Source organism: Pedobacter sp. L105 (assembly GCF_009765875.1).
GTDB lineage: Bacteria > Bacteroidota > Bacteroidia > Sphingobacteriales > Sphingobacteriaceae > Pedobacter.
Window position 1 is genome coordinate 1 of record NZ_LMUP01000013.1, and the last position, 23231, is coordinate 23231.

The following is a 23231-nucleotide window of genomic DNA, read 5'->3' on the forward strand; positions in this document are numbered from 1 at the left end:
AACAGAATGAGAGATCAGGAACAATATGCTAAAGATATGGGTGATGATGATATGGACGGTGTTGCCAACAAGTTTGACAAATGTGCCGGAACTCCTGCAAATACAGTAGTTGATGGTTCAGGTTGTCCATTAGTAGTAACTGCACCAGTGACTAAAGTAACTGAAAAAATCTATGTTACAGCAGAAGATAAAAGAGTTGTTGCTGATGCGATCAGGGATTTAGAGTTTGATTTAGGTAAAGCAACTATCCGTGACCATTCATTCCCAACTTTGAATAAAGTTGCAGCACTGTTAGTCGCTAAAAACTTTAGCCTGAAATTAGCTGGCCATACTGATAACACAGGTTCAATGGCTTTAAACTTACGTTTATCTAAAGACAGGGCAGAAGCCATCAAAGCTTATTTAGTTTCTCAGGGAGCTAATGCATCACGTATTGAAGCAACAGGATATGGTCCAAACCAACCTATTGCAACAAACAAAACTGCAGCTGGTCGTCAGAAAAACAGAAGAGTTGAATTTACTTTATATTAGTAGAACTCATCTTCGCATAAAAAAAGGGTCTGCCGTTTGGCAGACCCTTTTTTTATGTATTTAATACATGTTTTACTGCTATAGCTCCGGCCAGTTTTCAGCAAGCAGTTTAAGAAATCCCTTTTCCTGATCAGCAGTTACAGTAATTCCCATCTTTTCTCTCTTTTCTGAATCTATTGCACTGCAGGCATTAAATTCTTCGATTACATACCCTAATTTCAAGGTAATGAGCCCCAAAGGCGTAACTTCGATACTTCCGGGAATAACCAGTACTTTACTTACCTTTTCTCTTGAGTAATAGGATTGCAGCATATAACCCAATTGATCTCCATGTGCATCAATAAGATCTGTAAGCAGATCAGGTAATGCATCAGATTTTTCTGTAATTGAATGTTTAAGTTCTTCTGATAATTTTATTTGATAGGAGGATTGCATGGCTAAATAATCAGTTTAATTGTTTTGTATAAAAATATCGATTCTTTAAGGCTTTTACAAAATCAGGATTTTACAAAAAAACCGGATAATGATGAAATTACCCGGTTTTTATGATATGCTCAATTATTCTAAACCAATGTCATCAGGGCTTCTTTAGTAAAACCTTTCAGCTCATCAGTACGACCTTCCTGAATTTTTTGTACCCAATTAGGATCTGCTAACAAAGGTCTTCCTACACCAACCAGGTCGAAATCGCCTCTGTCTAATCTTCTTAACAATTCATCCAGTGAAGCTGGCTGAGAAGCCTCACCTTTAAAAGCCGCCATAAACTCACCAGTTAAACCAACTGATCCAACTGTGATGGTTGCTGCTCCAGTAAGTTTTTTAGCCCATCCCGCAAAATTCAAATCAGAACCTTCAAATTCCGCATCCCAGAAACGACGTTGTGAACAATGTAAAATATCTGCACCAGCATCAACCAATGGATTTAACCAGGCCTCCATTTCAATTGGATTAGTAGCCAGTTTGAAATTATAATCTGTTTGCTTGAATTGTGAAAGACGAATGATCACTGCAAAATCCTCCCCTACCTGCCTGCGCACTTCTTTGATGACCTCAACACCAAAACGATTACGCTCAGCAATAGTTTTACCACCATACTGATCGGTCCGGTGATTCAACTCAGCCCAGAAAAACTGATCGATCAGATAACCATGTGCACCATGTATCTCAACACAGTCAAAGCCCAGTCTTTTAGCATCAGCTGCGGCACGGCCATAAGCTGCAATCGTATCAGCGATATCACTTTCGGTCATGGCCTGTCCTTTGGCTACACCCGGGGTTACAAATCCTGATGGTCCTTCAAAAGGTGTTGGAGGTAACCATCCGGAATGATGGTCCTGCATTATCCCCATGTGCCAGATCTGTGGTCCCATCTGGCCGCCTGCACCATGCACACTATCAATTACACCAGCCCATCCTGCTAAAGCTTTTTCACCATAAAAATGCGGTACATTAGCATCATTTCCTGAAGCAGGGCGATCAATCACTGTTCCTTCTGAAAGAATCAACCCAACATCGCCTGCTGCCCTTTTTTCATAGTAAGTAGCAACGTCTGCTGTAGGGATACCGTTTGGAGAAAATGCACGTGTCATTGGTGCCATTACCAACCGGTTCTTCATATTTAATGTTTTCAGCTTAAATGGCTGAAATAAACTATCTGTATTCATATGGTATTTATTTTATAATTCTTTATCTATAAGATTTTTTAATTCACGAAAGGCTTCTTCGTTTCTTTTGTAATAAGTCCACTGACCAATCCTGGTTGATTCTATCAATCCTGTTCTTTGTAAAAGCGACAAGTATTCTGAAACTGTAGATTGCGTAAGGTTTACTTTACGCTGGATTTCCCCCACACAAACCCCTACCTCCAACACACATCTTCCCTGATCCGGAAAATGCAATTCAGGATCTTTTAGCCATTGTAAAATGAGTAGCCGGGTTTTATTTGATAATGCTTTAAATACTTCTACCTGATCCATAGTACAAATCTACATCGGAATTTCCCGATATACCTGTATCCGGTGAAAATTGACATTTCTCTGAAATAATAAGGATTTTTAAGTATGATTTAACCTTTTGAAGAGCCGAAGCGATTATATAGGGCGATTGCAAAAGATTGTAAAAAGGGTAAAACCCGCAGGCTTTTCATGATATGAAGATCCTCAATAACCGAAGTTTCGGCATCAAGGAAAGCAAAAATGCGGTATGCCGGAGTTTTACTAAATAAATCGCTAAATAACTGATGCCCGGGATACTTCTCTTTGGCCAGCACATGAAGCAAAGTAGCGTCATACAATTGCGCTTTTAGCCCGATATTTTCAGCAGTAAAGAAGGGATGCTGATCAGACTGAAAACTGGCAATGATTTTACCAATAGTTTTCTGAACATTGGTAAAGGTATAACCCGTGCTTCCCCGGGTGTCTCCACCTGCAGTACCGATATGAATGATGTTTCCTTCAAACCTTTTGAAAAGGTGATCGGTCATTGGAATAACACCAAACTCCTCTTCCAGTATTTCGTAATCCTCAATTTTCAGCACCGCTGTTAAATAGATCCTGAGCTGCTGATCATAAATTTCTGCTGGTAATACAAATTTTGAAAATAGTGTGTATTCTATAAAAACCTCATTGATGGCCATGGGTAAGGTATAAAAGAAGGTAGTGCCATTATCCTGCTTTGTTCTGAAATCCATCAGATAAGCATCAGATAAAGGTGGTATGGCAGACTTTGTTCTAATCCTCAATCCTTTAAAATGCTGTAAAAAATATTGCTCTCCTTTTGGCAGTTCCGGCTTTTTAAAAATGGAATTAAACAGGTAGGTTGAATGATAAGTATGTAACGAAGTAACCAGCTCACAACCTTTTCCGGATGAAGTTATAGTTAATATCTCCTCCTGTACAAAAGAGATATTGGCGAAGGTTTTCAAATAGGAAAGAACATAATTATAAAAATCTATGCTCCTGATACTGTTATAAGTATAACCGTTATTTTTTAAAGGAATTTTTTGTCCTTCGTGGGAAAAGAAAACTAAGTTTTTCCAGCGGCGATGAATAATCTCCTCAAATACTGAATCTTCAGTTTTCCAGAAAGACCATGTTTTATCATTTTCCTGTTTATCTGACCGATCGACAACAATGATCTGCTCATTAGTCCATATCCCGGCTTTCATTGCGCGATACAATAAACTCAGTCCGGCTAATCCTCCTCCGCATATAACAATATCGCATTTAACCGCCGGCATCTTTAGCTTGTTATTAAACGCATTGCCATACGGTATCTACAAACCAATTTTTATGGTCAAAGAAGTGCTTCACCGCTTTAAATCCTGTTGACCTGGCCATTTCTTCTGTTTCCTCAACGCTATATTTCTGGGAGATTTCCATATAGATAAACTCATTCTCCTTAAATTCGAAGGCCTCTCCGGAAATCTGTACCTTTTGGTCTGTTGTGCTCACCAGGTAACTTTTACAGGCTCCGGTAGCAGGATCATAAGTAGGATAATGTTCAAATTGTTCCATATCGAAATTACCACCCAGCTCATTATTAATCCTGTTGAGCAGGTTCAGGTTAAAATCCCTGGTAAATCCAGCCGCGTCATTATAGGCCGCCAGAATAGTGCGGGGATTCTTTTTCAAATCAAATCCTATCAACACCAGATCGCCTTCCTGCAAATACGAACGGATTTTACGGCAAAACTCCAGCGCATTTTCAGGAGTTTCGTTTCCTATATTTCCACCCAGCATCAATACCACTTTTTTACGAGAGGAGATCTGATTGGCCTTTTCGAGCATATCAAAATATTCACCATTCAAACCTTCTACTTTAAGGCCTTCAATTTTTAAAGGTAAAGTATCCTCCAGGTGTTTAACCATAGTTGAAGAGATATCAATAGGCATGTAGGTAAAATCGGCTTTCATCTCCATCAGTTCCTTAAGCAGGTAACTTGATTTTGTGGCATCACCTGCACCCATTTCTACCAGGTCGAATGTATTAAAACCATTCTTTAATGTAATAGCCAGGTCTCTTGTACGTTCCGTGAAAATTTCCATTTCACAATTCGTAGGATAATACTCCGGGCAATCCATTATTTCCTGAAAAAGCTTATCGCCTTTTCCGTCGTAAAAATATTTTGAGTTTAAGGTTTTTGGGCTATGACTTAAGTCATTCAAAACCTCTTTTAAAAATTGATTCATATCTATTTTGAGAGCCTTATTCCGCTAAACATCCAGCGTAGATTAGGGTGAAAAAAATTCCGGTAAGTATTTCTGCTGTGATTTGCGGGAGTAGCAACAGACGCGCCACGCAACACTTTCTGGTTAACCATAAATTTACCATTGTATTCTCCCAAAGCACCCGCCGCTTTAGAGAAACCCGGGTAAGGAAGATAAGCACTCTCCGTCCATTCCCATAGTTTACCCCATTTCAATTGTGATGAAGCAACTTCCCATTCAAATTCAGTAGGCAAACGCATCCCCTTCCATTGGGCAAATGCAGCAGCTTCATAATAGCTGATGTGTGAAACAGGTGCCTCCATATTTAGTAATTCCATACCGGAAAGACTATAACGTTTCCATTCTCCATCAATGGTATACCAATATAGGGGAGCGGTAATCGAATTTACTTTTAACCAATCCCATGCTTCAGCATGCCACAGGTTAAAATCTTCATACCCTCCGTCTGTAATAAATTCCAGGTATTCGCCATTACTAACCAGTCGGGTAGAAAGACTAAAGTTTTGAATATATACCTTATGCCTGTTCAATTCATTATCAAAATGGAACTGATCTCCCTGGTAACCTACTTCATAAACGCCTTCCTTAAAATGAATCCAGCCATCTGCTGTATTGGTCAGTTCATTTTCTACATTTTCTAACCCATAGGCAGGAAAAAGGGGATTGTGGCCAAGGATATATTTAATATCGTACCACAACAATTCCTGGTGCTGCTGTTCGTGATTTAAACCCAGGATCAGCAATTCGCTAACATCAGCTTTGATTTCACAAGCCAGGAATTTTTCCATGGCCTCATCAACGTAAGCACGGTATTGAAATACATCATCTACTGTAGGGCGACTCAGATTACCTCTGTCCGTACGGATAACCCTGGCACCTATATTTTCATAATAACTGTTAAAAACATAATTATACTCAGCATTAAAAGGCTGATAAGCAAAAGCATGTGGGATTAAAATAAAGGTCTCAAAAAACCAGGTGGTATGACCTAAGTGCCATTTCGGCGGACTTACATCAACAACCGGTTGTACTACGTAGTCTTCTTTTTGCAATTTGGAACATATGGAAACACTATGCGCCCTAACTGCGGAGTATTTCTCCCAGAGTGACATATTATTTTTGATTTAGATGGTTCGTTAAGTCTGTTATCGATTCGATGTGCAAACTCTGTGCCTGTTCTTTACGCATCATCAGTGCATAGGTATTATTAAAGCCTATTGGCCTCAACCACTTGATCTTATACTGCCGATTAAACTCATTGCTAACATATTGATATACGCCGTCAGTATTGCCGTTTAACTGTTCAATTGTTTTTTTGTCTGGTTTTAACAGTACCAGAAAACCTGTTCCCGTGTATTCAGGATAAAAATCTATTTGATTATTTGTTAGTGCGTCAAAACATATTTTTGTACCACCCAACCCTGTTTTTGTTTCTACTGCAAGATTTGTATTTCCTAAGATCAGTATTTTGTACATCTGAGCCAAAATATATTGTTCTCCAAATATTTTTGAACCTATTCGTATCGTTCCCTTAGTAGCGCCTTTTGCCGGTTTATACAATTGATGGGCTACCATAAAATCCATAGCAACCTTTTCAGGACTTTGTTTTAGCTGATCCACTTTATAATTTAACGATGTCATGGTCGAATCATTGATCACTCCTGACAGCTGGTTCAATACCCCTTCCAGTTCCTGGTGATTGTCCAGCACATCCTGCCTTACTATCGGAGCAGCAAAATAAGGTGGAAAAATATGTCTGTCGTCTTTTAAAATAACCAATCCGTAAGCTTTTAGTCTTCCATCCGTACTATAGCCGCTGATTACATCAAGTTCATGATCAAATGCGGCCTTATACATTACTGCATCACTGATCACCACTGTTTCAATACCGAGGTGATATATTTTTTTCAAGCCCAGATAACCGTCTTCCCTGCCCATAAACTCAGGCGTAAAACCTCCCAGCATCCTTCCTCCTATTTGTGTTGGCAACAGGTAAAAGGAACTTAAAGAAATAAAGATAAAAGGTAATATCAGATAGGTTACCCTGATACTTTTAAGATTGATCTTTTGTACCAGCGATAATAAAAAATCAAGGATAATAGCCAGCAGGGCGGCCGGAATTGCTCCTGCCAGGATCATATTCGAGTTATTTAATGCAATGCCGCCAAAGATAAATTCACCCAGGCCACCCGAAGCAATATAAGCTGCAAGGGTTGCCACGCCTACATTGATTACTGTGGCTGTCCTGATGCCAGCCATTAGCACCGGGAAAGCTAAAGGAAGTTCTACCCTGGTCAGCACCTGCCACTTGTTCATACCCATCCCCTTTGCAGCGTCAATAACCGCGGGATTTACTTCCATGATGCCTGTATACGTATTTCGGATTACTGGTAACAAGGCATACAGAAAGAGTGCAAGGATGGCAGGTTTAGGTCCAATCCCTAAAAAAGGAATCATTACACCAAGCAAAGCGATACTGGGAATAGTTTGCAGTACCCCTGCAAAACCAAGTACTACTCCCGACAATTTTTGTTTCCTGGTAATAAGAATACCTACAGGTACGGCAATGAGTATTGCTAAAATCAGCGAAATCATTGTGAGCCCAATATGTGCCCAGGTCTGGCTCCATAATTTATCCTGCTGCTGTGCTACAAACTGCCAGAAACTTTGTGTCTGTTCCATGATTATCTTTTTTTGTAGGCTGCAAAAGCACTCATCAATTGATCTATAGTCAGTTGATCGGCTGCCGGTGTGTTATTTCCGGGGTGCAGCAGATTATCCATTCTATCCCATACGGTCAATGAACTCTCTCCTGAATACCCAGGCAATACGTCTATAAGGAATACTGATTTTAATTCCAGCAGCATCCGCTGATCATTTAAAAAACCTGCAACAAAATTATTGGCGGGCTGAAAAAGCAATTCTTCGGGGGTTCCGATCTGCTGAATTTCACCTTTGTCCATCAGGCATATCCGGTCGCCCATTTCAAATGCTTCCTGGACATCATGGGTAACCATGATAATTGTTTTTTTAACCAGTTCATCCAGCCTGCGAAATTCTTTACGGATACTGATCCGGGTTAAATTGTCTAAAGCCCCAAAAGGTTCATCCATCAGCAATACCGGCGGATTAACCATGAGCGACCTTGCCAGGCCAACCCTTTGCTGCTGGCCCCCGCTTAAATCTGCAGGATATTGATTTTTCAATGCCGGGTTCAGGTTTAACTTTTCAAAAAGCTCATCAGCACGTTTAGTAATGTCAGCGCTTTTCCATTTCAGCAAACGTGGTACAATAGCAATATTTTCTGCTACCGTATAATGCGGAAAAAGGCCATGGTTTTGCAGTACGTAACCAATCCCGCGGCGCAGCATTTCAGGCTGCTGTTTGTTGACCGCTATACCGTTAATATATACGGTACCGGAATCAGGCTCGATCAGCCTGTTGATCATTCTTAAAGTGGTAGTTTTACCGCAACCACTAGTACCTAGCAGAATCAGATTTTCTCCTTCTTTTACCTCAAAGCTGATATTATTAACCGCTGTTGAAGTCCCAAATTTTTTAATCAGGTTTTCTGCTTTAATCATTTAGGCGAGCGACATAAATAAATTATTTAATGATTCAGCATATAGCGGATGAGCGAATATAGTAATTCTGATCTCTTCATAAGTAATCTTTCCCATCATTGCCAGCTGCAGTATGGTCATGGTTTCTCCGCCCTGCTCTCCAATGATGGTTGCCCCAAGTATCAGTTTGGTTTTTTTGTCTACAACGGCTTTCATAAATCCTCTTGTCTGGCCGGTTTCAATAGCGCGCGCAACGTATTTCATCGGTATTTTTGCAACGAGGTAATCCAGTTTCTGTTCTTTGGCTTCCGTTTCGGTTATACCTATCCTTCCCAACTGCGGATCAGTAAACATACAATAAGGAATCATACGTCCTTTTATACTCATATGGCCGCCTTCCAGAAGATTTTTGGACACTACTATATAATCATTGTAAGAAATATGGGTAAAGGCGGGACCTCCTTTCACATCTCCCAATGCATAAACCCCTTTAACCTTCGTTTCCAAAAATTCATCTACATTTATATGTCCGCGATCATCACATTCAATCCCTGTATTTTCCAGTCCTAAAGCCTCTGTTTGTGGCTTTCTGCCAGATCCGAACAGTACGTGACTGCAGGTATGTGTAGTTTTTTTACCGTCCTTTTCCAATGTTACTTTGATCTGATCATCAGCTAATTTCTCAAATTTAAGGATCTTAACTTTCGTCAGTACGTCAATACCATCCTCCTTAAAGATCTCGCTGATTACTTCACAGACGTCTACATCTTCTTTTGGCAATAATCGGTCTGACTGTTCCAGCAGCGTTACTTTGGCACCAAAACGGCTAAACATTTGTCCAAATTCTAATCCTATATACCCACCCCCAACAATCAGCAGGTGCTCAGGGACTTTATCCAGTTCCAGAATAGTAGTAGAAGTAAGGTAGGGAATATCTTTAGCCCCTTCAATATCAGGGATTACAGGGCTTGCCCCGGTATTGATAAAAATATATTTAGCTGTATAATTTTCAAAGCTGCCGTCATTACCTTTGATATAAAGGATATGATCGCTTTCAAATTTAGCCTCTCCATAGATCAGCGTCAGGTTTTTAGTTTTTTCTATACCAGAGATAGCCCCTTCACGAAACTGTTTCACAATACCAGATTTCCGGGCCATAATAGCCTTGAAATCAATTTTATAGGAAGGAATGTTTACGCCCAGTTCGTGACTGTTGTTCCCGGCCATAGAAGCCATTTTTGCCGAAGCTACCATGGCCTTTGTAGGTGTACATCCATCATTGATACAGGTACCGCCAACTACTCTTTTTTCTATCAGTGCAGTTTTCCATCCTGCCAATGCTAACTTCTTAGCTAAGGGCACACCAGCCTGGCCTGCACCTATTACAATTGCATCAAATTCTTTCATCTATTGAACTACCTCTACGCCCTTCCAGAAAGCAACACGGCCTTTAATCTCTTTAGCCGCATCTTTTGGTTCAGGATAATACCATGCCGCATCAGGGTTAGTTTTCCCATCTACTTCTATGGTATAGTAAGAAGCTTCGCCTTTCCAGGGGCAGGTACTATGTTTAGAAGAGTCTTTAAAATAAGCTTTGTTTAAAGCGCTTTCAGGAAAATAGTGATTATTTTCAACAACTACGGTATCCTGGCTTTCTGCCAGTACCTGACCATTATAAATTGCTTTCATAGATATTAGGTTTTGATTTCTACCTCAACAACAATTAATAATCTAAAATGGCGATAATTTTTTCAAGTTCCTAAGCCGTATTAATCATCATATATTTATCTGATCTGTCATCCTTCATTATCGGAGAAAATTTTATCTGCATATCCTTTCCCTTGCTGCCTGATTAAGTCGATATCCATTTAATATTATTAAAAATTGTATAGAGCTTAAAAGGTAAAGAAAAAACCGTTAAAAATAATCTGATATCCATCATTTTTACTCCTGACCATAATCACTGACTGTTTACCGTTAAATTTATTATTTGCAGCATCATTTAATTATATCATGGAAAACTCAAAATACACCACCGCTGAGATAGCGGTAAAACATATTCAATCTGGCGACCGTGTATTTCTTCATGGAAGTGCTGCTACACCCGTACATCTGATTAAAGCCATGCAGCAAAGGCATGAAGAATTAAAAAATGTAGAGTTAGTAAGTATAACTACCCTTGGGGACATAGATTTCAACCATCCTTCCTGGAAAAATAGCTTTTTCTTTAATTCATTATTTGTTTCTGCAAATACAAGATCTGTGATTAATAGTGGTAACGGAGATTATGTGCCCGTTTTTTTGAGTCAGATCCCTAAATTGTTTAAAGAAGGATTTTTGCCGCTGGATGTAGCCATTGTGCAGGTTTCACCACCTGATGTACATGGATTCTGTTCTCTGGGCACATCAGTAGACATTGCCCGTGCTGCAGTAGATACGGCAAAACATGTAATTGCACAGGTAAATCCTCAGATGCCGCGTACACATGGTGACGGTTTTATTCATATTGATAAATTAAATACCCTGGTGTGGCATGATGCTGCATTACCCGAGGTAGATTACTCTGCAAAAGTAAGCAGTGCGATGGTTACGATTGGGCAGCATATTGCTTCGCTCGTAGAAGACGGGGCAACTTTACAACTGGGTATAGGAGGAATACCAGATCAGGTATTGAAAAACCTGGGTAACCATAAAAACCTGGGATTACATACAGAAATGCTATCCGATGGCGTGATTCCGCTGATACAAAGTGGTGTAATTAACAACAGTCTGAAAAAAATTAACCGTGGCAAGTCTATTACTTCTTTCATGATAGGTACAAAAAAACTATATGATTTTGTAAACGACAATCCTGGCATCAGGGTGATGGATATATCTTATGCAAACGACACCAGTATCATCAGGCAGAATCCAAATGTTACGGCTATCAATTCTGCCATAGAACTTGATTTAACCGGACAGGTATGCGCGGATTCTATGGGAACATATCAGTATTCCGGTATTGGTGGCCAGATGGATTTTATTCACGGGGCTTCTCTCTCTGCAGGAGGAAAACCCATCATCGCACTGCCATCAGTAACTTCCAAGGGAATATCCCGTATCGTTCCCTTTTTAAAAGAAGGTGCCGGGGTAGTCACTACCCGCGGGCATATACATTGGGTAGTCACAGAATATGGAAAGGTAAATCTCTTTGGTCAAAGTTTTAAACAAAGGGCAAAAGCGCTAATCAGCCTTGCGCATCCCGATCATCGTGAAGAATTGGAACGGGCGTATTTTGAACGTTTTAAAGTCTTATGAACTTTTTATTAACTAACCTGATCTAATGGCTTTCTATTGCCGGCGGGCTGTGCCTTATATTTACTTGGAGGCATGCCCGTTACCGCTTTAAATTGCGTAGACAGATGGGCGCTGCTGCTATAACCCATCTGATAGGCTATTTCATTCAAATTCAGTTCACCATATTCCAGCAGCTCTTTTACCTTTTCAATTTTCTGCTGAATGATATATTTTTCAATGGTAATTCCTTCCGCCTCAGAGAATAACCTGCTGAGATATACATAATCCTTATTTAATTTCTCCGCAATGATATGCATAAGGCTTTGCCTTAAGGTGCTCAGATCTGAATAATGAACCTGTTCTATAACCTGTGTTTTGATCTGCTCAATGACCTGATCTTTGTCCTTATCGATCAGTTCAAAACCCGATATCTGTAAAACAGAAGAAATTTGCTGCAGCCCTGGCTGATCAGGCTCAGGATGAACCGCGACTTTTCCCAATGTAATCTGATCCACGGTGAAGCCCAGGTTTTCCAGTTGTTGCCTTACCATCAGGATGCATCGGTCGCACACCATATTTTTCACATGTAACTGCATGTCAGATCAGTTCAGCTTCGTAACCAGCTTTTTTCAAAGTCTCCACTACCCTGCTGGTCAGTGAATGATCATCACCGGTTACCGTTAGTATTTTTTCAGGAATGGTTGTGTCAACTTCCCATTTTTTCAATCCTGACAAGGCATCTAAATGAGGTGTTACTGTAGCGATGCAGCCACTGCATTTAATATTCGTTTTAAATTTTAAAGTTTCCATGATGATGATATGTTATTTAAGGCTTAACAATTTTAGTCTCAGGCTATTTCCTACTACTGATACTGAACTCAATGCCATCGCTGCTCCTGCAATCATAGGGTTAAGCAGAAAGCCATTCAACGGATATAATATTCCTGCTGCTAAAGGTATGCCAATCAAGTTATAAATAAATGCCCAAAATAGATTCTGCCGTATTGTTTTTACAGTTGCCTGTGAAAGTTTAAGTGCTTTTGGAATCTGCCTTAGATCAGAAGAAATCAGCGTTAACCTGGCTACATCCATAGCAATATCAGAACCTTTGCCCATGGCGATCGACAGATCTGCCTGAGCAAGCGCCTGGCTGTCATTGATCCCGTCACCAATCATGGCTACTATTTTTCCCTGATCCTGAAGCCCTTTGATAAAATCTGCTTTCTCCGAAGGAAGCACAGCTGCTTTATAATGGCTTATACCTGCCTCTGCGGCGATAGCTGCGGCTGTAAATGTATTGTCCCCCGTCAGCATATAAACTGTTATCCCTTGTTGCTTCATTTGCAGAACTGCTTCTTTTGATCCTTCTTTTAACTGATCGGCAATCGCCAGCACCGCTAATACCTGGCTGCTACTGGTAAAATAGATAACTGTTTTCGCCTGCTGCTGATAATCATTAATCAAGTCCTTTATCTTAGCAGGAAGAGAAAACTGACCGGATGAAAGTATTTTATCACTTCCTGCGAAGTAAGTCTCTCCTTCAAAAACAGCTTCAACACCTATTCCAGTTATACTTTTAAATGAACTGATCACCGATGAGCCTGCTCCCTGAGTTTTGAAGTAAGTCACCATAGCCTCTGCTAAAGGATGTTCTGACTGTTGTTCCATGGCGAGTAACACACCTCCTAATAAGGAATGTTTTTCATCTGCCCACTGCATCCCTATAACTACAGGTTTCCCCTGTGTTAGGGTTCCGGTTTTATCCAGCACTACAGTATCAACTTTATAGCCAGTTTCCAATGCCTGTGCATCTTTGATTAAAATCCCATTCTCTGCCCCCTTACCTATACCCACCATAATTGCAGTCGGCGTGGCCAGTCCCAATGCACAGGGACATGCAATCACCAATACCGTAACCATAGCCATCAATCCCTGGCTTAATTTATATTCTCCGCCGAATAAAAGCCAGGCTCCCAGGGTACAGATGGCAATAAAGAGTACTACAGGAACAAATATACCGGCAATTTTGTCTACCAGTTTCTGCACAGGCGCTTTAGAACCCTGTGCATCCTGAACCAGCTGTATAATCTGTGCCAGTAAAGTTGCCGCACCTACCTTCTCTGCATAGAACTTAAAACTACCTTTCTGATTGATGGTGCCCGCAAAAACATGCGCTCCCGATTCTTTTAATATAGCCACAGGTTCACCGGAGATCATGCTCTCATCCACGTAAGAACTGCCCTCATATACCAGCCCGTCTACGGGAATCTTATCTCCAGGTCTAACCAACAGCAGGTCTCCTGCTTTTACAGCGGCAATCTCTATTTTTTCTTCACCATTTTCCGTGATCAGAAACATAGTTTTTGGCTGCAGTCCTATTAATTTTTTAATCGCCGAAGAAGTGTTTGATTTCGCATTTTCTTCCAGCAGTTTGCCCAGCATGATAAACACAATGACCACTGCTGCTGCTTCGTAATATACATGCGGATCAATACCCTTGTCCTCCCAGAATTTCGGATAAAAAGTATTAAAAACACTAAAAAGATAGGAAATTCCAGTACTTAATGCCACCAGGCTATCCATGTTTGCCCGGCTATGCCTGGCCTGCTTAAAAGCATTGATAAAGAAGTTCTTTCCAAATACAAACAGCACAGGTGTTGTTAAAACGAGCATATAGAAGCTCACATAAGGAACATCCATCAGGAACATACTGGCAATCACTACAGGTAAAGTAAGTATTCCGGCCAGGATAGTATTGGTCTTTAAGGCACTGTAGTTACTCTCATGAACTTCTGCCTGTTTCTCTTTTCCATTCAGTGCATCTAAAATAACATCATACCCTACTGCCTGAAGAGCTACCTGAAATTGCTCAGGCTGAATGATTTCTGGTTGATATTGTACTTTAACCTGCTGCGTTGCATAATTCACTTCAGCGGTTTCTACACCCTGCTGTGCACCCAAAATAGATTGTACACTTGATGCACAGCCTGCGCAGGTCATACCCAATACCGGAAGGGAAACTGTTTGAAGCTGAACTGTATCTGACATTTTTTTATTTTATGATACAAAGATAGGTTGTGCAGAAGCTAAAGATTTACACGATTTTGTTATATTTTTTCAGAATTTGTATGAGAGGCTAATCTTTCATAAAACAGCATACCGCTATGATCAATATGGTCGATCAAACCTGCGTGATTGATTTTATCATAAACTGAAAGATCTATGTCATATGGCAAGAGGAAATCATCGAACTCACTCTTTATCCGAAACAAATCCTCTATTTTAACCCTGCCGCCTTTAATCGTTAAATCGATATCAGAACCATTTCTGTAAGTTCCTTTAGCCCTTGAACCATACAATATGACTTTTTCAACTGCAGGATAATTAACCAAAACACCATTGATCAAATCTATCGTAGATTGTTTTAATCCGTATCTCATCTGATTATTAGTTTAAATCCTGAACTACCAGACTTTGCATTTTAAGTTGAAACTCCTGAAATAAATTGTAATAACTGCTGATTACACTATTTAAAATTTTATCAGCGATTTCATTATCATAAGTATGAGAACCTAAATTCCGGCTCCCGATCATCTTCATCCAGCCATCGCCATCTATAATTAGCTCATTTTTAAATGCACACCTAACTGCATCCTTTGCCCCTCTGATTTCATAATTTCCCTGTTCAGCAAAATAATCCTTCATTACTTTCCATGCCAGTTCATGTGTAAATTCAAAACCCTGAATCAATCCTTGCTTCTCCAGATCGGATAAATTCCGTTCAGTAGTTAACGAAACCGCAATTCCTAATCTGTTAAATGCCCTGGTATAATTTGAGAATCTTTGTTCCCATCTTCATTCATTCTCCATATACAACAATTTGTACTACAAATATAATTAAAAAGTTTAATATAGTTCTTTAAGATTTATTTTTTAAAGTTTAAAAACTTAAAATGGTCATATGTCCCTAAATAAGGAACAAATTATATATTGGCAAACAATTGTACTATTCTGCGGTTTAATGTCTCATGGAAGTATTTAATGTTAAAATTGGATTTGGAGAAAACGAACTCACGCTCACCATTCTGCCAACAGACAACTATTATAAAGTAATTTATTACGGAGGCGTACTCGGTGCCATTCGCCCTGAAGACAATCACGCCTCCTGGGAAAAAGTACCTGATGAAGATGTAGAAGCTGGAGATTTACCTCTGTATAAACATGATCTGACGGCCGACCGGCTCGATATTGTACTGGATGAAAGTACTGTTAACCTGATAGGAGAAGAAATAAATGCGGCCAGATAAAAAAAGCCCCTCTACCTTAAAGGTAAATGGGGCCCAAAACACACACGATTTTAAATAAGGTATAAGAAGAACTATTTATTGATGAACGTAACGTTACCAGGATTTATACCTGTTGTAAGTGAATATTTCTTTACACCGGCAGAACTAAAACAAAAAACCTCGCCGTTTGTTGAATAATTCTTAGCATCGGTCACAAAAACTTCGCCCGTAAAAGGATCAGCATTAATCCCATAAGCTGTGGTGATTACCGTTCCATCCGTAATAAAATTAGCCTTCTCAACCGAAACTGTTTTTACATTGAATAGTTTTACATACGAGGACGCGTTGCCTGTAGCATCGTACGCATTACCAGCTATATAAAGGTAATCGCCATTGATAGACATGACATTCCCGTTAAAATCTGCAAAGGTTTTGGTTACCACATCTGTTTTGCTGTCAATGATGGTCATCGCCGGACTTACGTCGGCATAATTGCCAAACGATAGGATATAAACATTTCCATATTTATCTGCAGCTACCCCATTTGGATTCTCCGTTACTGTAATCGTCTTTGTTACAGTTTTTGTAGTCAGGTCAATCACAGAAACAGTCTTGTCATAATTAGGATAACTCAATCCGCCGGAATTGGCAACATATAATTTACCATTGGTGATAGCCATTTTTTCCGGATTTCTTCCAACAGTGATATACTGCTCTACGGTCAAAGAAGCTGTGTCGATCACCGCTACTGTACCGTCATAAGAAGAAACATAGGCTTTATTCTGATTAAAAACTATATTTCTGGGCTGTCTGCCTGTGGTACCATTTACAAATGAAATTTGTTTGATGCTTTTAGCAGTTTTAGCATCCACTACTTCCAGCGTATTGGATACATCTACAACAATATATAATTTAGATCCATAAACTTCGGCATCGTTACCAGTGTCTCCCAACCCCCTATTGTTGGCGGTAAAAAATTGATCAGGTACAAGAGCCTTGGTATCGTAATCGTAGTAGGATAAAGTGCTGTTATTACTGTTAAAAGATCCCTGGTTAAGAATATATAATCCTTTCCTCACAGCTGCGATTGACTGGTTATCCGGACCTATTGTTTTGTCTTTTCGGCAGGAACTAAAAACAGCTGCCAGCGCCAGACTAAACAGAATTGATTTGAGTTTGAATGATTGCATATATAATAATTTAAATGGTTACTTTGAAAGAGAGCCTGAATGATCTTCCCGGCATTGGAAAGCTTCTGATAAAGGCATATTGTGTATTGAATAAATTGTTGACTTCAAACGAAGAAGAAACGGGCAATCCTGAAAATTTAAACTGCCTGCTAAAGGAAGCATCACTTACTGCAAATCCAGGCACATTATATTCTGGCAGGTTCTGGCTTAAATAATAACGGTGCGATGAAAGTATATGGTTAAAATATAAACCCATATTTTGATGCGTTATGCCTAAATTAAATGCGGCAGTATGTTTAGGCGTATAGGGAATCTGGTTCAGATACACCGAAGAAGAAGGATCTGTCACATCCACTGCATCCTGATACGTGTAATTTGCAGACAGCAATGCAGACCAGGAAGTATTAAACTGGTACTTAGTTTTGGCCGACAAATCCAGTCCCCTGATATCTACCTTTCCCAAATTGGTCATGGTCCAGCTAAAAATATCTTTGTTGGGAACAGCGATAATTTTATTGGTTACGTTATTATAATAAGCATCGGCAGTCAGTGTCAGATAGGCGAACGGCCCATTGTAAGATCTGGAAAAAGTAAAACCCAGATCATATTGTTTGGTGTATTCCGGTTTCAGGTTCACAAATCCGATACGGCTGTAATAAAGGTCGTTAAAAGTCGGATTTCTGAAAATATCCTTGTAAAAAGCATGGAATTGTATATCTGGGCTCCCGAAAGGTGTTACAGCATACATCAGCGTTGGAGAATAGATAGATTTAGGAGGTGCTGCTGCTCCCCTGTTTACCCATTCATGGATATTGGTATTCAGCAGGTTTGCCTCCAGCTTAGAACTGCCAAAAGTATATTTAGCCGCAATAACCTGAAGAACAGTTAGCCTTACAGGATAAGCATATTGATATTCATTCGTAGACAGCTGATCAACAGCCCCATCAGCTGAATAAGAAAGTTCAAGATCCTGCAAGGGACGATAAGAAACTGCTCCGGAAAGATAATACTCTTTTTGTTTATACCGCTGATCCAGTTCTCCAGCTATATTCAGATAGTCAGGATCCAGATAACGGGTATATGACTGAGATAATTTTGTGCTTAACAGCAACTGGAGGTTGTTAAGCCATTTCTTTTCGTACTTCGACTGTATAAAAAGATCTTCATCCCATAAACGTTGCGCACTAAAGTCATTGTAAAACACTACCGCTCCGGGCAATCCTCTCTGCGACTTGTAATAGTTCACCCTGAAGTCGAAATTACTGGAATCTTTATCCGTATAATATACAGCGGCATCGGTCTGCAGGGCATTGATATCTGTATTTGTTCTGGTAGCCATTCCCGAAGAACCATCGCCCTCAACCTTATATTTATATCTTCCGTTGGCAGAGGTATTAAATGCATTGATTTTGTACGACCAGCGCTTACTGATCTGCTGATCCAACTGCAACATCGGTTCAAATAACCCAAAAGAACCAGCTTTTATCCCTGCTGTTATTTGTATGGGCTTTTCTAAACTTACAGTAGGTTTCAGCGGGTTGATCATCAGCACACTGGCACTGGCGAAAGCCCTGGCAGGAAGCAGCAGAACATCTGGCTGTGCATTGTAAAGAACAATCTCCTGCAGGTTATTCAATGATAACTTACCCAGGTCTACCTGCCCGTTCTGGGCATCGTTCATTTGTATACCGTCATAAAAAACACCAGTATGATTGGCTCCAAGGCTTCTTACAGAAATGGTTTTTAATCCGCCAATTCCGCCATAGTCTTTAATATTCACACCCGACAGATCCCGGACGGCATCTGCTACATTATCTGCAGAAAGACGCTTAAAATCTGAAAGCGATACTTTCTGGGAAGGCGTAAGACCTTGCCTGATGATGGTTTGACCTTTTACCTCTACCTCCTTCAGTTCTTTTTCAGCGTCAGACTGAGCCCGTAAGGTAATTGGCACAAAAAACCCCGTACACAGCAGTATATAGGTTATATAACAGAAAAATCCGGCACCTTTAAAGGCACAGTGTTTTGCATTCATGTTGTTGTGAGGGTTACCCACAGCAAACAGCAGATCAAGGAAATGATTACATTATAATAAAGCACTCACCCCTAGCTTCAATCCCCGAAAGCTATGAAATTATAATGCTGGTGGCAGGTCTTCTGACTTACTCCCGGAGATTCTGCCTTCCCTGTTCTTTAAACAACAAGTGGCTGGATTTGAATTCCGTTATAGAGTTTACAGCTGCGGGACAGTTACGGAATTACACCGTATTCCCTTTTAATCCTGACCAAGATGATCAGGAACCAAAAGCAATGCAAAGGTATTAAAATTAGCTACTCCGCCAATAACTTTTTCTTATACGATTCGAGCTTATCCATCTCCTCCTCCGGCAATTCAGGAGATTTCAAGTTCAGCTCTATAAAGGTTTGTTCAATGATCTGACTGATCGTTAATCTTGCAAACCACTTTTTATCTGCCGGTATAATATACCAGGGGGCACTGTCAGTTGAGGTTTCTGAGATGGCCTCTTCATAAGCCGTCATATATTTTGGCCATAACTCCCTTTCGCTGATATCTGCAGAGGAGAATTTCCAGTTTTTCTTAGGATCATTGATCCTATCCAGGAACCTGTTTTTTTGCTCTTCCTTAGACACATACAGAAAGAATTTAAGGATCACCGTTCCATTTTCTGTGAGGTGCCTCTCAAAGTTGCGGATACTGTCATAACGCTTCTTCCAGAAATCCTTATCTACCTTTTTCACGTCATCATATCCCGGGATTCTTTCATTCAATATATATTCCGGATGAACTTTGCAAACCAGTACATTTTCATAGTGCGACCTGTTATGAATACCTATCCTTCCTCTTTGCGGCATGGCCAGCTCATGCCGCCATAAAAAATCATGGTCATATTCATTAGCGGTTGGTGTTTTAAAGCTGTATACCTGGCAACCCTGCGGGTTCAGACCAGACAGCACATGTGAAATCGCACTATCCTTACCACCGGCGTCCATGGCTTGAAAAATAATCAGCACCGACCGTGAGTTGCCGGCATAAAGTGTGCCCTGATAATCACTGAGTTTTTCTTTAATTAACCTCATGGTAGCCTTTCCAGTCTCTTTATCCAGGTCTCCGGTATATTTTGTACTGTAATCCTTTAATTTTATCGTCTTTCCTGAAGGCGCAAAAAAGCGGTTCGTATCTTTACTCATTTATTTTGTTTTAAAACTTTCTATGTAATAAATCTGATCCAAATCAGGAGATTTAACAGCTCCTGTACCATAAAAGGCCGCGCATTTTACAATGGCTAAAATTTTAGGGAAATATTTGCGTTAATTTGCAGACCCAGTTTAAACAATATAGACTAGAAAACTGTTTTACCAATATCGACCATAACACATGTTTAAAGAGATCCACAATAAATACATTCGCTACTTCTTCATATTTATTTTCAGCGTTATCATTTTCTTTTGTGCACTTCAGCTTAATTTTCTCTGGCTGTTTGGCTACTCTCCCTCTTATCATGATATTCAAACCCCTACGCTGAGTGTAGGTTCTGAACTATATACTTCCGATGGAAAACTGATTGGCAGATATTTTAAAGAAAACCGTACTCCGGTTGATTTTAAACAGATCTCTCCAAGTGTGATCAATGCACTCGTTGCCACAGAAGATGCACGTTTTTACAAACACATAGGAATTGATTTCCGCTCCCTGCTCTCCAGCAGTATTTCTACGGCTAAAGGAGATAAAAGAGGAGCTAGTACAATTACCCAGCAGCTGGCCAAAAACATGTATCGCACCAGGTACAATAAATCTCAGGGTTTTATTAAGCATATTCCTGTTGTCCGTACCATTGTTTCGAAATTAAAGGAATGGATGACGGCTATCAAACTGGAATCCAATTATTCAAAAAATGATATCATTACGATGTACCTGAATACGGTTTCATTCGGGAATAATACCTATGGAATAAAAACTGCTGCCAGGATCTATTTCGATAAACAAACAGATTCATTAACCGCTCCAGAATCGGCCATGCTGGTAGGAATGCTCAAAGGAACTTCCACCTATAACCCGGTACGCTATCCTGAACGCGCTTTGGAAAGAAGGAACGTTTCTCTTTCTCAGATGAACAAGTATGGTTATATCAGCAATGCTGAATTGGCCGCCTACAAAAGTACACCATTGAAATTAAAAGAAGGCCGCGTGGATGATGGCAGTGACGGAGACTCTTACCTGAGGGCTGCAGTGTCTAAATACCTGGAAAAATGGCTGACGAAAAACGGATACGACCTTTACGAAGATGGATTGAAGATCTATACAACCATTGATTCGAAACTGCAAAAATATGCGGAAGAAGCTGTGGCCGACCAAATGAAAGTTATTCAGAAAAGATTTTACGGCGTATGGGGTAAAGAAGATCCGTGGCAGGATTCGGAAAAACATAAAGTGGATTACCCGGGACGTGCGATGCATAATCTGCCTATCTATGCAATGCTGCAGAAAAAATATGCAAGTCAGCCTGATTCTATTAGTGCCTATTTTAACAGAAAGAAAAAAATGAAGGTATTCTCCTATCATGGAGACCGCGATACCCTGTTTTCTACACTGGACTCCATTCGTTATTATGGAAAAATCATGAATACAGGTATGATGACCATGGATCCTTTTAATGGGAAGATCAAAGTGTGGGTTGGCGGTGTAGACCATAAATTCTTTAAGTATGACCACGTTAACCAGTCTAAACGTCAGGCAGGATCTACATTTAAACCATTTGCTTACCTGGCTGCTTTTGAAAGCGGAATGAGCCCTTGTGATACTTTTATTGATAAACCAGTAAAAATCAAATACGAAGAAAACGGGAAAACACTTTACTGGGAACCAAAAAATGCCGACTGGAATTCTACCTACAGGGAAATGTCTTTAAGAACTGCTATGGGCCGTTCAATTAATCAGGTAACGGCTCAGGTAACTGAAAAAGTGGGTTGGGATAATGTGGTAAAATGGGCGCATGAATCCGGCATTGACAGTCACCTGGAATCTGTGCCTTCCGTAAGTTTGGGCTCTAACGATGTTTCTGTTTATGAAATGGTAAGAGCTTATGGAACCTTTTTAAACAAAGGTGTTAGAACTGATCCTATTTTAGTAGAGAAGATTACTGACCAGGACAACAGCATCATTGAAAGTTTTGAGGCAAAGACCAAAAAAGTACTTACCGAAGAAATTGCATGGTTAATGTTATACATGTTCAGAGGAGGAGTTGAAGAACCAGGCGGAACTTCACAAGCCCTTTGGGAGTGGCCTAACCTTTGGAAGGAGCACAACCAGATCGGTGGTAAAACAGGAACTTCTTCAGATTATGTAGATGCCTGGTATATGGGTATTACGAAAGACCTGGTAACGGGTGTATGGGTGGGTTGCGATGAACGCACGGCACACTTTAAAAATGGTGAAACCGGTGAAGGTTCACATACGGCCTTACCTATCTTTGCCAAGTTTATGGACAAAGTATATACCGATAAAAGTACAGGTTACACCCGCGGGCCATTTCCTAAGGCAACAGTTCCGATTACAAGGAGCATCAATTGCCCTACACCTGTTTACAAAGAAGATACCACTAAAACAGATAGCGTGGCTGTAGACTCTTTAAATACACCTGTAGCACCAGCAGCTGAGCCTGCAAAGGATAAGACGGATGAAGTAAAGCCAGAGGAGAAAAAAGAACCGGAACCAGCACCTAAACAACTCGTTACCCCTGTTGTTCCCTTAACCAGGAAAGAAGAAAGGGAATTACGCAGAAAACAACGTCAGGAAGAAAAAGACAGGGAAAAAGAAAAGAAAAAAGAAGAAAATAATACAACGAAATAATCAGGTGGCCAGCAAAAAATTGCTGGCCATTTTTATTTATGAAAGGTTACGTTACTCCTGAACTTCAGCAACTCCCTGTTTAATTCAGGATAGTCAGGCAGCACTTCCCTGATCAACGTGAATATCCGTATGATCGTAACATTTACCGCAATTGCCCTCGCACTTCTGAACAAACCCGATAACATCGCCAGCCCCTGATCAGTTTATGTAAGCTAAAAGATTATGTAAAGTACTGCCTGGATACAGCGATAAGTTATTGATTTTTAGCTTAGTTTACCAGGAATACT

The 23231-nt window shown here is 40.2% G+C and carries 22 protein-coding genes, 1 pseudogene and 1 riboswitch; of the genes and pseudogenes, 4 read left to right on the plus strand and 19 right to left on the minus strand.

Features of this window, described 5'->3' with window-relative positions; translation table 11 throughout:
- Window positions 1–531 (plus strand): OmpA family protein (locus GSQ84_RS22945; RefSeq protein WP_158799721.1); only part of this gene is annotated, 531 nt, incomplete at its 5' end.
- 78 nt (window positions 532–609) lie between these two features.
- Here the strand turns inward: GSQ84_RS22945 and GSQ84_RS22950 are convergent.
- The 10 genes from GSQ84_RS22950 to GSQ84_RS22995 all read right to left on the minus strand — a co-directional run bounded on the left by GSQ84_RS22950 (window position 610) and on the right by GSQ84_RS22995 (window position 10012).
- A complete protein-coding gene (locus GSQ84_RS22950) occupies window positions 610–966 on the minus strand; it encodes a hypothetical protein (protein WP_158799722.1) in 357 nt (118 codons plus the stop codon).
- A gap of 128 nt (window positions 967–1094) precedes the next feature.
- Window positions 1095–2195: an NADH:flavin oxidoreductase gene (locus GSQ84_RS22955; RefSeq protein WP_158799723.1), complete on the minus strand. Its 1101-nt coding sequence runs from the start codon at window positions 2193–2195 to the stop codon at window positions 1095–1097.
- Between the two features lie 12 nt (window positions 2196–2207).
- Window positions 2208–2507: a helix-turn-helix transcriptional regulator gene (locus GSQ84_RS22960; protein WP_158799724.1), complete on the minus strand. Its 300-nt coding sequence runs from the start codon at window positions 2505–2507 to the stop codon at window positions 2208–2210.
- Window positions 2508–2596: 89 nt separating this feature from the next.
- Complete coding sequence (locus GSQ84_RS22965) at window positions 2597–3769, minus strand: lycopene cyclase family protein (RefSeq protein WP_158799725.1); 1173 nt, start codon at window positions 3767–3769, stop codon at window positions 2597–2599.
- Between the two features lie 13 nt (window positions 3770–3782).
- Window positions 3783–4721, minus strand: coding sequence for an L-histidine N(alpha)-methyltransferase (locus GSQ84_RS22970; protein ID WP_158799726.1), 939 nt, complete (start codon window positions 4719–4721; stop codon window positions 3783–3785).
- Window positions 4722–4723: 2 nt separating this feature from the next.
- Complete coding sequence (gene egtB, locus GSQ84_RS22975) at window positions 4724–5872, minus strand: ergothioneine biosynthesis protein EgtB (RefSeq protein ID WP_158799727.1); 1149 nt, start codon at window positions 5870–5872, stop codon at window positions 4724–4726.
- Window position 5873: 1 nt separating this feature from the next.
- Complete coding sequence (locus GSQ84_RS22980) at window positions 5874–7442, minus strand: ABC transporter permease/substrate-binding protein (protein WP_158799728.1); 1569 nt, start codon at window positions 7440–7442, stop codon at window positions 5874–5876.
- 2 nt (window positions 7443–7444) lie between these two features.
- Entirely contained in the window at window positions 7445–8344 is a 900-nt protein-coding gene (locus tag GSQ84_RS22985; RefSeq protein WP_158799729.1) for an ABC transporter ATP-binding protein, read from the minus strand.
- Window positions 8345–9730, minus strand: a complete 1386-nt coding sequence (locus tag GSQ84_RS22990; RefSeq protein WP_158799730.1) for a mercuric reductase — start codon at window positions 9728–9730, stop codon at window positions 8345–8347.
- Window positions 9731–10012 carry a DUF427 domain-containing protein gene (locus tag GSQ84_RS22995; RefSeq protein WP_158799731.1) on the minus strand — a complete coding sequence of 94 codons (282 nt, stop codon included), beginning with the start codon at window positions 10010–10012 and terminating at the stop codon, window positions 9731–9733.
- A 324-nt stretch (window positions 10013–10336) separates the two neighbouring features.
- On the opposite strand from GSQ84_RS22995, the gene GSQ84_RS23000 reads away from it, so the two are divergent.
- The gene (locus GSQ84_RS23000) at window positions 10337–11620 is read left to right on the plus strand and encodes an acetyl-CoA hydrolase/transferase family protein (protein ID WP_158799732.1); all 1284 of its coding nucleotides are present in this window, start codon (window positions 10337–10339) and stop codon (window positions 11618–11620) included.
- Between the two features lie 8 nt (window positions 11621–11628).
- Here GSQ84_RS23000 and GSQ84_RS23005 read toward each other — a convergent pair whose 3' ends face one another.
- From GSQ84_RS23005 to GSQ84_RS23025, 5 genes and pseudogenes are all read right to left on the minus strand, one after another.
- Window positions 11629–12195, minus strand: coding sequence for an AraC family transcriptional regulator (locus tag GSQ84_RS23005; protein ID WP_158799733.1), 567 nt, complete (start codon window positions 12193–12195; stop codon window positions 11629–11631).
- 1 nt (window position 12196) lies between these two features.
- A complete protein-coding gene (locus GSQ84_RS23010; RefSeq protein ID WP_158799734.1) occupies window positions 12197–12409 on the minus strand; it encodes a heavy-metal-associated domain-containing protein in 213 nt (70 codons plus the stop codon).
- A gap of 12 nt (window positions 12410–12421) precedes the next feature.
- Window positions 12422–14647: a cation-translocating P-type ATPase gene (locus tag GSQ84_RS23015; protein ID WP_158799735.1), complete on the minus strand. Its 2226-nt coding sequence runs from the start codon at window positions 14645–14647 to the stop codon at window positions 12422–12424.
- A gap of 59 nt (window positions 14648–14706) precedes the next feature.
- Window positions 14707–15039, minus strand: coding sequence for a nucleotidyltransferase domain-containing protein (locus tag GSQ84_RS23020; RefSeq protein ID WP_158799736.1), 333 nt, complete (start codon window positions 15037–15039; stop codon window positions 14707–14709).
- Window positions 15040–15046: 7 nt separating this feature from the next.
- A pseudogene (locus tag GSQ84_RS23025) lies at window positions 15047–15433 on the minus strand (nucleotidyltransferase substrate binding protein); the annotation flags it as partial.
- Window positions 15434–15627: 194 nt separating this feature from the next.
- Here GSQ84_RS23025 and GSQ84_RS23030 point away from each other — a divergent pair.
- On the plus strand, window positions 15628–15906 hold the full coding sequence (locus tag GSQ84_RS23030) for a hypothetical protein (protein ID WP_158799737.1): 279 nt from the start codon (window positions 15628–15630) through the stop codon (window positions 15904–15906).
- Window positions 15907–15977: 71 nt separating this feature from the next.
- Here the strand turns inward: GSQ84_RS23030 and GSQ84_RS23035 are convergent, their stop codons facing one another.
- From GSQ84_RS23035 to GSQ84_RS23045, 3 genes are all read right to left on the minus strand, one after another.
- Window positions 15978–17075 (minus strand): YncE family protein, encoded by a 1098-nt coding sequence (locus tag GSQ84_RS23035; RefSeq protein WP_158799738.1) that lies wholly within the window; start codon window positions 17073–17075, stop codon window positions 15978–15980.
- A 10-nt stretch (window positions 17076–17085) separates the two neighbouring features.
- The gene (locus GSQ84_RS23040; RefSeq protein ID WP_158799739.1) at window positions 17086–19110 is read right to left on the minus strand and encodes a TonB-dependent siderophore receptor; all 2025 of its coding nucleotides are present in this window, start codon (window positions 19108–19110) and stop codon (window positions 17086–17088) included.
- 94 nt (window positions 19111–19204) lie between these two features.
- Window positions 19205–19396, minus strand: a riboswitch (cobalamin riboswitch).
- Between the two features lie 10 nt (window positions 19397–19406).
- Entirely contained in the window at window positions 19407–20285 is an 879-nt protein-coding gene (locus GSQ84_RS23045; RefSeq protein WP_158799740.1) for a polyphosphate kinase 2 family protein, read from the minus strand.
- Window positions 20286–20472: 187 nt separating this feature from the next.
- Here GSQ84_RS23045 and GSQ84_RS23050 point away from each other — a divergent pair, with 187 nt between their 5' ends.
- Window positions 20473–22944 carry a transglycosylase domain-containing protein gene (locus GSQ84_RS23050; RefSeq protein ID WP_158799741.1) on the plus strand — a complete coding sequence of 824 codons (2472 nt, stop codon included), beginning with the start codon at window positions 20473–20475 and terminating at the stop codon, window positions 22942–22944.
- Window positions 22945–22976: 32 nt separating this feature from the next.
- Here GSQ84_RS23050 and GSQ84_RS23055 read toward each other — a convergent pair whose 3' ends face one another.
- Window positions 22977–23129: a hypothetical protein gene (locus GSQ84_RS23055; RefSeq protein WP_158799742.1), complete on the minus strand. Its 153-nt coding sequence runs from the start codon at window positions 23127–23129 to the stop codon at window positions 22977–22979.
- Between the last annotated feature and the right edge of the window lie 102 nt (window positions 23130–23231).